Genomic DNA, 12,981 nt, shown 5'->3' with positions numbered 1-12,981 from the left:
GTGCCGGCAGAAATCTTGGCGGCACTTCCCTTCTCGCACTGCTCCTCGAATTTGAGTAGAAATATCATAATTTCGTCGGTGATGTATTAGACTGGGATGGCTTTTCCGCCTCGATTTTGATCGTCTGGGTCAGAGTCTAGAGCTTCGGATCTAATCTCCGAAAACGTGCTTGTCCCTGCTAGTATTCGTTGACTTTCAGTCATCGCTTCTAGGGGTCGGCGACCAGTCTCCTTGTAGAATGCGTCAGATCTTGTCGGCGGGGGTTCTTCAAACTGGTGTAACAATGATCGCATAACGCCACACGCTACGCTTAGGAGAACATCCGTCAATCTTCCTGTGTGTGGCTTACGAATGTTTTTGCGTCTCCGAGGGGTGGTGATCATGGGGCAAGAAAAGGTGTAGTTCCCGTAATTCTTGCAATAGAGTGACCCTCAAGGGAGTGATCCCCAAGGACACAAAAAGATGACATGCGGGGGGGGAGTTGCAGACGATGAAGAATCACTGAAACTGCCACTTCGACCATGAAGCATAATAAAAAACAAACCCCACATCACATCAACAGACCGAAGCCTCGGCGGAAGTCATCATCCCCCTTCGCCGGACGACTACGGAAGACAAGGGCTTTGAGAGTCAAAAGGGGCATATATCAGGATCATCAATAGGGTTTGGTCTAAATCTCGACTCATCATCAGAAAGTTCCTGTCCTTTAGCTATCTGCATTTTCTCGTCCCGATACTCTAGATATTCATCCGTTATTCGGTTAATATAATTTTGGTTTTCGGGACTTATTGGAGGGTGATAATCAGGAGGCTTAATTTTGGATTTTACCGAACCAAACAATCGGCTTGTTTCCAAAAAGAACTCAGTCTGACTTATAAAATGCCCCAAACCATACCTACCCTCATATGAATAGATATTGAGCAGTCTGCCTTGCCCTAAGTGCAACAAAACAGGCTTACGACATGTAAGAACGCTCTTTTTGCGGTGTAGCCAAGTAATTTCATAAATAAACAAACCTCGATCAGAATATAGCGACTGATGGTCTAGAAAAATTTGATCGTTTTTATACTGTTTTTGGCAGTTAAAAATCCAAAACATAGTCCCATAAAATGATTCACGTTCGATGATCTCTTGGGGGCTTATGGGGGAATTTTGAAGTTCAATAACGCCACGTGTTGTCTTGATGTCAGCACGATGTGGAGGCAACACAACCTCTTGTTCCTCTTTTGGAAATAGGGCTTTCCAATTTAGATGCCATTGGGTCTCAGGCTCATACCATGGATCACAATCACCCTTACGATGCGACCAATAAGGAGGCATAATATCACCACATTTTGCGATTAGAGGTTGCTCACAAAGCGGGCAAATAGCTTCAGCTCTCTTAGTAGCTTTTACTTTTTTCCCCTCACATAGTGCCCAGTTCATTTCACCATAAAACCGAACACAATAAAGCACCTCAACTTTTTTCTAACGAAAGACCTCAAGGTTCGAACCATCGGCTGAAGTCGGATGCTATGATTTTTTTATATTTAGCACGAAAATAAATACCCTTTCTTTCTCAACAAGAACGTAATATGAAGACACAGATACGTCTGTCCTATAACAGAAAGCACAGAGCTCCCATGAACAATACAACCGCCAACCAACTCCTAGGGAAGCTACTTCAGGAATGCAGAAGTAAAACCGGCAGTGGGACAGATTTGCTATTTATGGGATTCGAGTATGAGTCCAGTGTAGCTGCAATGATGCAAGTAGTTTTACAGCACGCAGAAGCATTTCACGAACTCGCACTGAATGGTGAAAAACATTTCTTTACATGCGCCGCTTGCGCGAGATCTGCCTTGGAGACTTCAATGCGGACTGCATGGATTTGCAAGCCCTCCGAGCAAATTCAGAAGGAAGGACGGTGGGCTGGCTACAGTCGTTCTCTCGAGAAATTTTACAGGGCAATGAACAATGAGCTCGAAGATGAAGACCCTGAGCTTTGGGAGGATTCTAAGAAAGTGCTAGATCTAACCAGGAGCATTACGGAACGGAAAATTGATGGACGCGACATCCCTATCGTCGCACCACCAAACCTCAGGGACATGATGAAGGAGGCTGAATATGAGCCTTTGTATCCATCATATCGAGAATTATGCCAAGCCGTGCATGTTGGGCCGGAAGTGGTGCTTCGGCACAGAGAAACAATGAAATTTCTAGACGATCTCCCTGGCTACAGAATTCTATCAAATCCACTTGATACAGGACTTGAAGTTCCCTTTTTGGTAATCGGGTTTTCAATAGCTCTATCTGTTATTACTGTTTTAAATGAATTAGGAGATAGCAACGAATCGCTAAAACCTATTCATATAGCCCAGAAGAATCTTACTGGATATGTGCAGTCCCAACTCTCACAGCAAGAGCAAGCAGGAGTCGGACGTAGAATATAGAATTTAATAGGATACCTCTCTTACCTACTTATCGCCCTATTGTTTCTTGTCGGCTTCGCTTGCAAAATCTGGTTAGCGCGTCATCCGGAGATGACGGAGCCAAAAGTTCAAAGACGGGTCATGTCACTACCTTTGTGGTAGCATCCGCTTCGCTTAATTTTCGATAGAGCGTGGAAGGATTGATCCCCATGTGTTGAGCGGCTAGTTCTCGGTTGCCCTCGCATTTACGGATCATGTTTTCGATAAATGCTCTCTCGAAGCGTGGCGATGCGAATGCTCTCGATGCCATAGAGAGCTCCGGTTTCGGAAGCATTTGATTTATTGCATATCTCCTGTGGGAAATCGGATGGCTCTAAAGTGTCGCTGCGACTGGGGATCAGCGCTCCCACGACTCGTATTTTTGCGAGACTGACTCTGGACGCAGTCGCAATATTACGAGGGATATATTCATAGATTTTTTGAGGGTTTCATCCACGAGCTGCGTTTAACTCCAACGTAAGCCAATCTTCAACCCCTTGTAAAAACGATGACGAACGAACCAAATCTTTATGATGCGAATCAGTTTCTGCAATTGCTCGCACTTCTGCGCGACCATGAGCTGGAAGTCTCTGGGATGGTCGCTACAGCCTATGAGTCTGTTGCCAGAGATTGGGATCGTAAGGTAGCACGCCCTGCGCTGGATCAAATGTTAGAGGATGCTTCGGCGCGTATTCCGAAAGGTGGACGTGTGCTCGATGCAGGTTGCGGCACGGGACATAGGATTCCAGAAATTCGATCCGCATTCCAACCGGATAGTATCACTGGAGTCGATACGTCCACCGCCATGCTGGATCGCGCTCGCGAAAATACCTCCAGTGCCTTTTTTACAAATGGCGACCTCCTGAACCTACCCTTTGAAAGTGAAACTTTTGACGCGGTTGTCGCGACTTGGGTAATGGAAACCCTGCCGGATCCCAAGCGAGCGATTGAAGAATGCCTGCGGGTGCTCAAGACTGGTGGCATTCTCGCTTACAGTTACGTCAATCTACCGGCTCATTTCAAACCGGGAGACCATTTCCATCCTTCAGCACTGCATGTGATCGACGAAGCCACGCGAGAGCAAGAACAGCTGGGAGCGAATCGAATCGAGTTTGACGACAGTGCTTTCGCCTTAATTAAGCGTCATCAACGGGGGCTAATCACCACCGTGGTATTGGGCAAATGCTGTAATGTAGAGCCACACATGTTACCGATCAATCACCGGTAAACGTCCGGCTGGATAGACCGTTTATTACTCAATCAAGTCAACCACCTACACATAATAATGAAATCAGTCAGTATCCTCAACCCACGTCGCCCACAGGTATTTCTCCTACTGAGCGTTGCAGTTATAATATCGTTAAGCATACGGAATCTCTCCGCAGAAACTGCAGAGCCGACGACGGCCTCTACACCTCGCTCGAACGACGAGATTATAGCCTTGGCCAAAGGCTACGAAGCGATCTCCAGCGCACTGGTTGTCGACGATCTCGGTTTAGCCAACGCGGCGGCTTATGAACTGTCGGCGAAAGCAGAGAAGCTCGATGCAACCCGACTGGCCGGACTGGCCATGGCGGTGGCGGAAGCCAAATCCCTCACCGTAGCACGCACAGCCTTCAAGCCTTTGAGCGAGGCCATCATCCAGATAGCTGAAAAGCAGGGGCAATATGTGGTAATGGTCTGCCCGATGGTGGAAGGTGGTCGCTGGCTGCAGAGTGCGTTCAAAACACAAAACCCCTACATGGGGCAGCAGATGCCCAACTGCGGCAGGCCAATAATCACCATCCAGAGCGACGGCACGCAGGTGGCCGCGCCTGAAGGCTGCTGCGGTTCTTAAGTCACACCTCTGATTATGGTTAAGCAGAGCACACTTTGGCTAACGGTCATCTTCGGGCTTCTGCTTGCAGTCGGCCTCTATGGCTCCGGGGGAGGCGTGGTTGAGCCGGGGCATGCGGTGCTTACGCCGCCCGTGCCGTTGCCGCTGGACGCTTACGCCGAAGCCGAAGCGGCACATGCATTGGAGTTGGGCGTCGAAGCGGACTCGCTGGGTCTCATCGAGACGCTGAAAGTGCGTATTGCAGCCGACCCGATCAACCTCGTGGCGACGCTGCTCTTTTTCGGTGCGATCATCCATACCTTTGCTGCGGGGCGTTTCCTTAGGCTCTCTCACAAATACGAAAGATCCCACCAAGAGCGACTGAAGCAGGCCAATCCTCGAAGTTATATTGATGATAAAGACCCCGTCGATTTTCGAGCCACCCTGTTCCATTTTCTCGGCGAGGTGGAGGTCATTTTCGGGATTTGGGTGCTGCCACTGCTGGTGACGCTTACGCTCTCGAAGGGATGGACGGCAGCCTATAGTTATATCGACACGCGTAATTACACCGAGCCGCTTTTTGTCGTGGTCATTATGGCGATCGCCGCCTCGCGGGCAGTGGTCTCCTTTGCGGAAAAGGCTTTAAGCGGCGTGGCCTCATTGGGCGGGCGCAGCCCGGCGGCCTGGTGGCTTTCTATTCTGATCGTCGCGCCCCTGCTCGGTTCCTTCATCACCGAGCCCGCTGCCATGACCATTGCCGCCATGCTGCTAGCGCGGCAATTCTATCAACACCGACCCTCGGCCACCTTCAAATACGCCACCTTGGGGCTGCTCTTCGTGAACGTTTCGGTGGGCGGCACACTCACACATTTTGCCGCGCCGCCGGTTCTGATGGTCGCGACGGTCTGGGAGTGGAGCCTGCCTTTCGTGTTCGTCCATCTGGGTATCCGCGCGATGATCGGCATCCTGATAGCAACGTCTCTTTACTATCTGGTATTCAGGAAACAGTTGGCCGCACTGGCGGAGGGAACCGAAGTAGATTCAACAAAGATGGAGGGAGCCTCGCGGGAATCCGTGCCATCTTGGGTAGTGGTCATTCATTTGTGCTTTCTTGGTTGGACGGTCTTCACGCTGCACCATCCCCCGCTGTTTATCGGGGGCTTCCTGTTCTTCATCGCGTTCGTGATCGCGACCGACCATCATCAATATTCCATCTCCCTGAAAGGGCCGATTTTGGTCGGATTTTTCTTGGCCGGACTCGTGACCCATGGCGGCCTACAGGCATGGTGGATTGCTCCAGTGCTTTCATCGTTGTCCGAGGTGCCACTCTTTATCGGTGCAACACTACTCACGGCATTCAACGACAACGCAGCCATCACTTTTCTGGCCTCACAAGTGCCCGCCTTCGATCCACATACCGCCGCCGATGGGCTGCGTGCCGTAGCTCTACAACAGGCGGTCGTCGCCGGAGCAGTCACTGGAGGCGGACTTACGGTGATCGCCAACGCGCCCAATCCCGCCGGGCAAAGTATTCTTAGCAAATACTTCGGGGGCGACATCTCGCCGCTCAAACTTCTGGCCGGAGCCTTACTCCCCACCTGTGTGATGGCGGCAGTGTTTCTCTTCCTCCCCCATTAAAAACTATCTAACCAACAAAAATAATATGAACGAAACAAAGCCCCAACAAACCATCGCCTATTTCTCGATGGAAATCGCCTTGGAATCGAAACTGCCTACCTACAGCGGTGGCCTCGGCATACTCGCGGGCGATACCATCCGTTCCGCCGCAGATCTCAAGCTGCCGATGGTCGCAGTGTCCTTGGTGCACCGCCAGGGCTATTTCGCACAAACGCTCGACGCCGACGGCGGGCAGACAGAGTCCCCGGTCGTGTGGGACGTGGCCAAATCTTGCCGCGAACTATCGCCCCGCATCCAAATCGAGATCGAAGGACGCAGCGTGCACGTCCGTGCTTGGCAATACACGGTCGAAGGGATCGGCGGCCACGAAGTGCCGGTGATTCTACTCGACACCGGGCTGCCGGAAAATTTCGACTGGGATCGCACCCTTACCGACCATCTCTACGGCGGCGATTCCCAATACCGGCTGTGTCAGGAAATCGTCCTCGGCATCGGCGGGGTGCGGATGCTGCGTGCGCTCGGCCATCACGACGTGGCTCGCTTCCACATGAATGAGGGGCACGCCGCCTTGCTCGGTCTGGAGTTGCTGGACGAACGTGCGCGCTGGTTCCAGCGCGAACGCTTCGACCACGATGATGTTGAGGCGATCAAAAAGCAGTGCGTTTTCACCACCCACACCCCCGTGCCAGCTGGACACGACAAATTTCCGCTCGACCAAGTGCGTAGTACCCTTGGGCGCGACGACATCTTCGACATACACGAAGTCTTCTGCTGCGAGAACGAGTTGAACATGACCTACCTCGCGCTCAACCTCAGCCACTATGTCAACGGCGTGGCCAAGAAGCACGGCGAAGTGTCAAGAGAGATGCTTCAGCCGAAAGACGCGTCCCACCATTACCAGATCGACCACATCACCAACGGCGTGCATCTGGGCACGTGGGCGTCACCGTCTTTCGCGGACTTGTTCGACCGCCACATCCCCGGCTGGCGCGAAGATAACGCCAGTCTGCGGGCCGCCCTGAACATACCCGAGGAGGCGGTGTGGCAGGCGCACCAAGCCGCCAAAGCGCGAGCCATCAAAGAAGTCAACCGCCGCACGGTCGCAGGCTTCGACCTCGATACATTCACCATCGGTTTCGCCCGTCGGGCCGCCACCTACAAGCGAGCCGAACTCCTGCTCACAGCCCCGGAGAAACTCAAGCAGATAGCATCCCGTGTCGGCCCACTGCAGATCATCTACGGTGGTAAAGCCCATCCAAAGGACGAGGCAGGCAAGCAGACGATCCGTAAAATCGTCCAGACAAGCGAAGCGCTCGGCCCTGACGTGCGCCTCGTTTACTTGGAAGATTACGATTGGGAACTGGGAGCCATCCTCACCGCAGGCGTGGACGTATGGCTCAACACCCCGATGCCGCCTTTGGAGGCCAGTGGCACCAGCGGAATGAAGGCCGCATTGAACGGCGTGCCCAACCTCAGCGTGCTCGATGGTTGGTGGATCGAGGGCTGCATCGAAGGCGTGACCGGCTGGGCCATCGACGGTCTAGCAAAAGGCAAGAAAAGCAAAAACCGCACGCCTCTGGATGCCAAGTCCCTCTACCAAAAGCTCGAAAAGGTCGTCCTACCGACGTACTACGGGCAACGCGACGATTGGCTGCGCGTCATGCGTCACGCCATCGCACTGAATGCCCCGCACTTCAATACGCAGCGGATGGTGCAACAGTATGTGGTGAAAGCCTATTTCGAATGACCTCCGCCCATACAAATTAACCCTCAATCAACAAACCTATGCAACTACCACGATGTAAAAACAAAAAGAACGAAAAGGAGCAGCCATGAGTGGCGCATACCCTCCGAAACCCTCTGCCCAGATGGGGCGCAGCCTTTCCTCCGTGACCGCACTGTGGACAGCTGTGGCCATCGCATTGATCATGGCAGGCTATGCCGTCTTCCAAAAGGCACTCGGACCAGAGATGAGTTGGCAGGACTTATTCTTCCAACACCTCTGGCATGTCGTCTTACTGGGTGGAGTGATCCAGCTGGTCTGCTGGCTGCTCTTACGTCACCTGCTCGGCCAACCACTCAACCAAATATACCTCCACCTCTACGCTGTGGGTAAAGGACACTTAGACTCGATCCACATCAGCTCAAATATCCGCAAAATCCGTAGCATCAGCGAGGGCATCAACCTGATGGTCTGGCGTATGCGGCAGATTTCCGAGCTGAAAGCTTTGTCCAGTTCCTGTCAGGAGATCCGCATGATTAAAAAGCAGATGCATCGCCTCGCAGAGCACGATCCGCAGCTGGCCACCATCGTCACCGAACAGCTGGAGCTGCTTGAAAAGAACCTACTCGAACTCTCAGCAGAAGAACCCGCAGGCGACGCCTGCCAAGAAACTACAAGGCGTGAGCCTCTACCGTAATGTGAGCGAGTTGTCTCGTATGTAAACGCGCTCGATAGCAGTCGGCTGTCTCCGGTGTCTCGGATACGACGGTGGCGATCACTGCATAGCGATCAGGTGCAATCGTCCAGACGTGAAGGTCACTCACATGGCTGTAGCCATCGTCCTCAATCTTTGATCGGACTGTATCCGTCATCTCCTCAGTCGCTTGATGATCCAGCAATACACGGCTAGTCTGCTTTAAAAGCCCGATCGACCACTTGGCCACCAACACCGAGCCGACGATCCCCATCAGCGGATCCATCCAGATCCAGCCAAAATATTTCGCGGCTAAAAGCGCTACAATCGCAGTCAACGAGGTCAAAGCATCGGCTAACACATGGAGATATGCGGAACGTAAATTGTGATCGTGATGCGCGTGTTTGTGCTCATGGCTATGGGCATGTTCGCACTCATGACTATGATCATGCTCGTGGCTATGTCCGTGATCATGCTCGTGGTTATGACCGTGATCGTGCCCGTGGTCATGGTCAGCTCCGAGAATGAAGACCGAGGCACCGTTTACCACTAAGCCGATGACTGCAACGATGATGGCGGCGTTAAATTGAATCTCAGTCGGATTCCAAAAGCGTTCCAGACTCTCCCATGCCATGGCTGTGGCAAAAAGCGCTAACAGCAGTGCGCCAGTAAAGCCACCAAGCGCATTCACCTTCCCCGTCCCGAAACTGAAGCGTGCGTCGTGCGCATGTCGTCGGGCATATTTGTAAGCAAAGACGTTGATTCCCAATGCCGCCACATGCGAAGCCATGTGCATCCCATCGGCTAAGAGTGCCATTGAGCCATAGGCGATCCCGGCACCGATCTCGACCACCATCATCGTGGCGGTAATTACGATTACCAGCAGCGTGCGCGACTCGCCTTGCTGGCGAACTTCCTGCCCAAAGCTGTGGCTATGCTGCCAGCGTGAAAGGTCTGGTTTGTTTTTCATGTTATCCTTCGTCTCTGGATTATTTCAAAAAACTGTCGATGATCGCCTGCATCTCTTTGGAGGCCGTGCGGGTGGCATCGGATGCTGTAGGCTCTTCAATGAGGTGATGCTCAATATGCTCATGGATCAGTTGGCGAGTCAGTGCATTGAAAGCACCACGACAGGCCGCAACATTCTGGAGTATCTCATAGCAGTCTGTATCTGAAGTCAGCATACGCTCGACGCCTTCCAATTGCCCTTTCAATCGCCGTACGCGGGCGATCAACTTCTTATTGTCTTTAGATAAATGTCCCATTAGAAATATAGAATACCCCGGTAGGGTATATGCAAGTTGAGAATTTAACAAAATTGACTCGTTATACAGCTCAACCATTGAGCCACTAATTTTTCGAGGCGAAAGTGACTGGAAGCCTACGGTTGAAAAACATTAAGAGGATCAGACCTGTAAGCCCAACAGCACCCGAAACCTGGAGCTTAGTGGAAAGCGCATTCCATCCAGTCGGTTCTGAATCGACTGTCAGCATCGAGAGCGCGAAGAGAAAGCCGGAAAAAGCCAGTCGTCCTGCTAAACTTTGAATGGATAAAAAGGTTGCTCTTTGAGCGCTGCCTACCAGCGGTGCGATTGCGGCATTCATTGGAGCCGTCATTACCGCTCTCGGAACGGTGCGGAATAATACCAGACCTACGATTAAGACATGAAGTGTGAATCCCATTGCGAATATCGTCAGCGTTTGAAACGCAATCAGTCCTAAAAAGAGCCGTTTCAAGCCTATGCGATTGCAGAGGCGATCACTGTATCCAGCGAATACGGCTGCAATGAGCATCGCTAGTCCAGCGTGGATTCCTGTGCTCAGACTGGCTCCGTTGGTCATGGAGGCCATCTGGTGTAGTAGCAGCGCTAGATAAGGCTGGTAGAACTCATATGGAATATGATTGAGCACAGTCATGAGGACGTAAAAAGCAAAAATCCAAGCCAGTAACGGATGTCTTAATAAGCGAAAGCATGCCTTAAACTGATTGACCGGTTTCTCTGGAAGCAGCGTTTTCAGGTGCACATGAGGCTCTCGCATTCTCAGGACGACGGCAAAAGCCGCAACGGCCATACATCCAGACAACAAATAAGCGTAGCGCAGTTCGAAGATACCGATGGCACCTCCCATGACTGCCGCCAAGCCACCAGCGAGAATACTCTTTTGCATGACTTTGGCCTCCCGTGCGCCATAGGTATGCTCAAGCCCCACTTCGACCAATGAGTCGTAGTGCAAGGAAGTGTCCGTGCCACTGTTGAATGCTAAACCTCCAGCCAAAAATACTTGGGCAACTGTAAAATATCCAAAGCTTGTTCCAAAGTAAAATAAGGTGTAAGCGACGAGTAAGGCCCCACAGGCAATAAGCAAAGTCGGGCGGCGACCGAAGCGATCCGAGAAGTAGCCAGAAGGCACTTCAAGGATCACGACGGCAATGTAGTAGATTGCCTCCAGTCGTAGCACGCGTGACATGCTGAGGTTCTGTAAAAAATACAGAAAGAAAACCGGCATCCAGAAATGAGCATTAAAGCATGCGGCATACCATGGATACAGCCTGAGATTAGCCGCCATACTCCGATTTTCTGTCTGCATCTTTTCAAGCTCCTGCGACTAGAGTTCGCACATTAATGCGCGTGACCGTGACCACCGAAGTCGTCACCCCCTGTTAAAAACAGCGTAATCAGTATGATGACGACGATCAGAATACCGATCCAGAAGAGCCCAGGACCTCCGCCTAGTTTAGTGATTAGTTTATTCATTCTTGTGGCTCTATTTCATGTGTTTCATATCTGTGAAGGCTCCGCTGACTTCTAGCGTGATCGTCATCGTTTGAGCTGTGCGATTACGCCAAAACCAACCGTGCGAACCATCAAACGCTGCGATCAGTGTGCCTTGCTTCTCAGACTCAGAGCCCTTTTCATAGCTGTGATAGTCGATGTTCAACTTGCGGGAATCAGCATGCGCATCGAAATTTGCCTTTCCACCGTCGGTGCTCCACTGATAGTTCACAGTCGCGCCCTTTGCCATCTGGACCTTGATTTCCGTGCCTTCATCCGGTGCCAGCGTTACTTGCATCGTCTCATTTTGGGAGGGGGCAGTATCCAGAACTGTTGCGTCAACAACTTCATTAACCGTAGCGCTTTCATCCATTTTTTGATCTGCGGCTGCTTCTTTCGCGAGCGAAACTTTGATTTCTCCCATCCGTTTAAGGCCAATGGCTTTGCCGATTCCAGTGGGGTCGATACCGTATTCCGCAGGCATCACAACGGTGACGAGCAACACCACCGCGATGACGGCTGCGATGATTGTAGATTTGATCAGTTTTGCGGTCGAAGGAATCTCCCGCTCAGTAGGTATGTTTGAATTATACATATGATTTAATTTTTAAATGAGTGATTGTAATTTATGAATTTAAGTAGCCAACGATCTGATAACCCATCAGAAGAAATCCGAGCATCATCATCACGGTATTGGCCGTGTATGCATGGCGCATAAAGCTTCCGGACTTTCGCCAAAAACTAATCGCGATCAGGATCACGGAGAGCGCTAGGATTTGCCCGATTTCTACGCCGAAGTTGAAAGAAATCAAATTGGCCAAGAGACCATCGGGAGCTAGGTCATAGTCTTGAATTTTGGTAGCCAACCCAAAGCCGTGAATTAACCCGAAGCCAAAGGTCGCGACCTTCGTATTAGGCTGAAACCCGAACCACTGTTGAAATGCACCCATGTTATCCAGCGCCTTGTAAACCACGGAAAAACCAATCACCGCATCTATGAGATAGGCGTTGACGCTGATGTGCATCAATACACCTGATATCAAGGTAATGACATGCCCAACCGCAAAGAGAGTGACATAAATGCCAATATCCTTAGAGCGATATAAGAAGAAAATTACGCCTAAGAGGAAGAGCAAATGATCGTAGCCAGTCATCATATGCTTAGCTCCGAGATAAATAAAAGGGAGTATTTGAACTCCCACGATTTCCTGAATATAGCCCTTGTCGCCAGCAGTCACGCCGTGCGCGAGCACATCGTTCGAGGTGCTTAGAAACACGGCCAACATGAGCCCGACCCAGAGGTAGCCGGGGAAGGTTTTCGGCATCGAGATGCCTCGTTGATACGTTTTACAAAATTGAGTGAGTGGTCGCTTTAGAAATGAATACATAAAAAATCCTGATATAAGTTAATTGAAAGCATGATTGGACATGCGATCTTACGGACGAGACGACCGTACGGGGTCGTTCGAAACTTAATCAGGATTTTTAAAGTCTCAGAACTTGGGTTCTAAGAGAAACGAGCTGTTGAGGCAGCACATCAGGCGGCGCCCTAGCCACGAAACCACTAGCCATTTCAGGCATCGGTTGGCTAAAAACAAAGTCTGGTAAATATGCGATCACGCCGAAATTCGGCATCTGCACTTTACCCCATGGATCAACGCCTCGGACCGCTGGATCCATCTCGGCAACCACCTTAAGTTCATGGTGATGGTGCTCGTCTTCACTCGTATGGGAATGCGTTGCTGTCGACTCCGTATCCGAATAGCTTTCATTGCTCAAATGAAAGCTCAGGTCGTGGTGCATACGTAGTAAAAAGCCTCCAGTAACACTCAAAAGAGAATTAAAGGATAGGAGGCTCAGGAGCACAAAAGCTATGACCGATTTCA

At 51.1% G+C, this 12,981-nt stretch carries 15 protein-coding genes; 6 read left to right on the top strand and 9 right to left on the bottom strand.

Features of this window, described 5'->3' with window-relative positions:
* Positions 1 to 630: 630 nt before the first annotated feature.
* Positions 631 to 1,425: a competence protein CoiA gene (locus tag QEH59_RS12665; RefSeq protein WP_308985746.1), complete on the bottom strand. Its 795-nt coding sequence runs from the start codon at positions 1,423 to 1,425 to the stop codon at positions 631 to 633.
* A gap of 197 nt (positions 1,426 to 1,622) precedes the next feature.
* Here QEH59_RS12665 and QEH59_RS12660 point away from each other — a divergent pair, with 197 nt between their 5' ends.
* Positions 1,623 to 2,432, top strand: coding sequence for a DUF5677 domain-containing protein (locus QEH59_RS12660; RefSeq protein WP_308985745.1), 810 nt, complete (start codon positions 1,623 to 1,625; stop codon positions 2,430 to 2,432).
* 118 nt (positions 2,433 to 2,550) lie between these two features.
* Here the strand turns inward: QEH59_RS12660 and QEH59_RS19005 are convergent, their stop codons facing one another.
* Positions 2,551 to 2,721 (bottom strand): helix-turn-helix domain-containing protein, encoded by a 171-nt coding sequence (locus QEH59_RS19005; RefSeq protein WP_425609244.1) that lies wholly within the window; start codon positions 2,719 to 2,721, stop codon positions 2,551 to 2,553.
* A gap of 237 nt (positions 2,722 to 2,958) precedes the next feature.
* On the opposite strand from QEH59_RS19005, the gene QEH59_RS12655 reads away from it, so the two are divergent.
* The 5 genes from QEH59_RS12655 to QEH59_RS12635 all read left to right on the top strand — a co-directional run bounded on the left by QEH59_RS12655 (position 2,959) and on the right by QEH59_RS12635 (position 8,324).
* A complete protein-coding gene (locus tag QEH59_RS12655; protein ID WP_308985744.1) occupies positions 2,959 to 3,678 on the top strand; it encodes a class I SAM-dependent methyltransferase in 720 nt (239 codons plus the stop codon).
* A 213-nt stretch (positions 3,679 to 3,891) separates the two neighbouring features.
* Positions 3,892 to 4,287: a DUF3347 domain-containing protein gene (locus QEH59_RS12650; RefSeq protein WP_308985743.1), complete on the top strand. Its 396-nt coding sequence runs from the start codon at positions 3,892 to 3,894 to the stop codon at positions 4,285 to 4,287.
* A 15-nt stretch (positions 4,288 to 4,302) separates the two neighbouring features.
* Positions 4,303 to 5,904 carry a putative Na+/H+ antiporter gene (locus QEH59_RS12645; protein WP_308985742.1) on the top strand — a complete coding sequence of 534 codons (1,602 nt, stop codon included), beginning with the start codon at positions 4,303 to 4,305 and terminating at the stop codon, positions 5,902 to 5,904.
* Between the two features lie 25 nt (positions 5,905 to 5,929).
* Complete coding sequence (gene glgP, locus QEH59_RS12640) at positions 5,930 to 7,651, top strand: alpha-glucan family phosphorylase (RefSeq protein WP_308985741.1); 1,722 nt, start codon at positions 5,930 to 5,932, stop codon at positions 7,649 to 7,651.
* A gap of 85 nt (positions 7,652 to 7,736) precedes the next feature.
* Entirely contained in the window at positions 7,737 to 8,324 is a 588-nt protein-coding gene (locus tag QEH59_RS12635; protein ID WP_308985740.1) for a hypothetical protein, read from the top strand.
* On the opposite strand, the gene dmeF is transcribed toward QEH59_RS12635, so the two are convergent.
* The 7 genes from dmeF to QEH59_RS12600 all read right to left on the bottom strand — a co-directional run bounded on the left by dmeF (position 8,299) and on the right by QEH59_RS12600 (position 12,928).
* Positions 8,299 to 9,291: a CDF family Co(II)/Ni(II) efflux transporter DmeF gene (gene dmeF / locus QEH59_RS12630; RefSeq protein WP_308985739.1), complete on the bottom strand. Its 993-nt coding sequence runs from the start codon at positions 9,289 to 9,291 to the stop codon at positions 8,299 to 8,301. The genes QEH59_RS12635 and dmeF overlap by 26 nt on opposite strands.
* A gap of 19 nt (positions 9,292 to 9,310) precedes the next feature.
* Entirely contained in the window at positions 9,311 to 9,586 is a 276-nt protein-coding gene (locus QEH59_RS12625; protein WP_308985738.1) for a metal/formaldehyde-sensitive transcriptional repressor, read from the bottom strand.
* An 85-nt stretch (positions 9,587 to 9,671) separates the two neighbouring features.
* The gene (locus tag QEH59_RS12620) at positions 9,672 to 10,910 is read right to left on the bottom strand and encodes an MFS transporter (protein WP_308985737.1); all 1,239 of its coding nucleotides are present in this window, start codon (positions 10,908 to 10,910) and stop codon (positions 9,672 to 9,674) included.
* Positions 10,911 to 10,942: 32 nt separating this feature from the next.
* Entirely contained in the window at positions 10,943 to 11,077 is a 135-nt protein-coding gene (locus QEH59_RS12615; RefSeq protein WP_308985736.1) for a hypothetical protein, read from the bottom strand.
* 10 nt (positions 11,078 to 11,087) lie between these two features.
* A complete protein-coding gene (locus QEH59_RS12610) occupies positions 11,088 to 11,690 on the bottom strand; it encodes a hypothetical protein (RefSeq protein ID WP_308985735.1) in 603 nt (200 codons plus the stop codon).
* A 31-nt stretch (positions 11,691 to 11,721) separates the two neighbouring features.
* Positions 11,722 to 12,381: a HupE/UreJ family protein gene (locus QEH59_RS12605; RefSeq protein ID WP_345785344.1), complete on the bottom strand. Its 660-nt coding sequence runs from the start codon at positions 12,379 to 12,381 to the stop codon at positions 11,722 to 11,724.
* 199 nt (positions 12,382 to 12,580) lie between these two features.
* A complete protein-coding gene (locus QEH59_RS12600; protein WP_308985733.1) occupies positions 12,581 to 12,928 on the bottom strand; it encodes a hypothetical protein in 348 nt (115 codons plus the stop codon).
* Positions 12,929 to 12,981 lie beyond the last annotated feature (53 nt).

The organism is Thalassobacterium sedimentorum, assembly GCF_031127905.1.
In the GTDB taxonomy this organism is placed as follows: Bacteria; Verrucomicrobiota; Verrucomicrobiia; order Opitutales; family Coraliomargaritaceae; genus Thalassobacterium; species Thalassobacterium sedimentorum.
Note: the sequence above shows the minus strand (reverse complement) of the source record. Positions and strands in the feature narration are given on the sequence as shown.

Excerpts from the sequence above, each read along its gene's own strand:
- QEH59_RS12665 (WP_308985746.1), bottom strand. The coding sequence starts at position 1,425 with ATGAACTGGGCACTATGTGAGGGGAAAAAAGTAAAAGCTACTAAGAGA.
- QEH59_RS12660 (WP_308985745.1), top strand. The coding sequence starts at position 1,623 with ATGAACAATACAACCGCCAACCAACTCCTAGGGAAGCTACTTCAGGAA.
- QEH59_RS19005 (WP_425609244.1), bottom strand. The coding sequence starts at position 2,721 with ATGGCATCGAGAGCATTCGCATCGCCACGCTTCGAGAGAGCATTTATC.
- QEH59_RS12655 (WP_308985744.1), top strand. The coding sequence starts at position 2,959 with ATGACGAACGAACCAAATCTTTATGATGCGAATCAGTTTCTGCAATTG.
- QEH59_RS12645 (WP_308985742.1), top strand. The coding sequence starts at position 4,303 with ATGGTTAAGCAGAGCACACTTTGGCTAACGGTCATCTTCGGGCTTCTG.
- glgP (WP_308985741.1), top strand. The coding sequence starts at position 5,930 with ATGAACGAAACAAAGCCCCAACAAACCATCGCCTATTTCTCGATGGAA.
- QEH59_RS12635 (WP_308985740.1), top strand. The coding sequence starts at position 7,737 with ATGAGTGGCGCATACCCTCCGAAACCCTCTGCCCAGATGGGGCGCAGC.
- dmeF (WP_308985739.1), bottom strand. The coding sequence starts at position 9,291 with ATGAAAAACAAACCAGACCTTTCACGCTGGCAGCATAGCCACAGCTTT.
- QEH59_RS12625 (WP_308985738.1), bottom strand. The coding sequence starts at position 9,586 with ATGGGACATTTATCTAAAGACAATAAGAAGTTGATCGCCCGCGTACGG.
- QEH59_RS12620 (WP_308985737.1), bottom strand. The coding sequence starts at position 10,910 with ATGCAGACAGAAAATCGGAGTATGGCGGCTAATCTCAGGCTGTATCCA.
- QEH59_RS12615 (WP_308985736.1), bottom strand. The coding sequence starts at position 11,077 with ATGAATAAACTAATCACTAAACTAGGCGGAGGTCCTGGGCTCTTCTGG.
- QEH59_RS12610 (WP_308985735.1), bottom strand. The coding sequence starts at position 11,690 with ATGTATAATTCAAACATACCTACTGAGCGGGAGATTCCTTCGACCGCA.
- QEH59_RS12605 (WP_345785344.1), bottom strand. The coding sequence starts at position 12,381 with ATGTTGGCCGTGTTTCTAAGCACCTCGAACGATGTGCTCGCGCACGGC.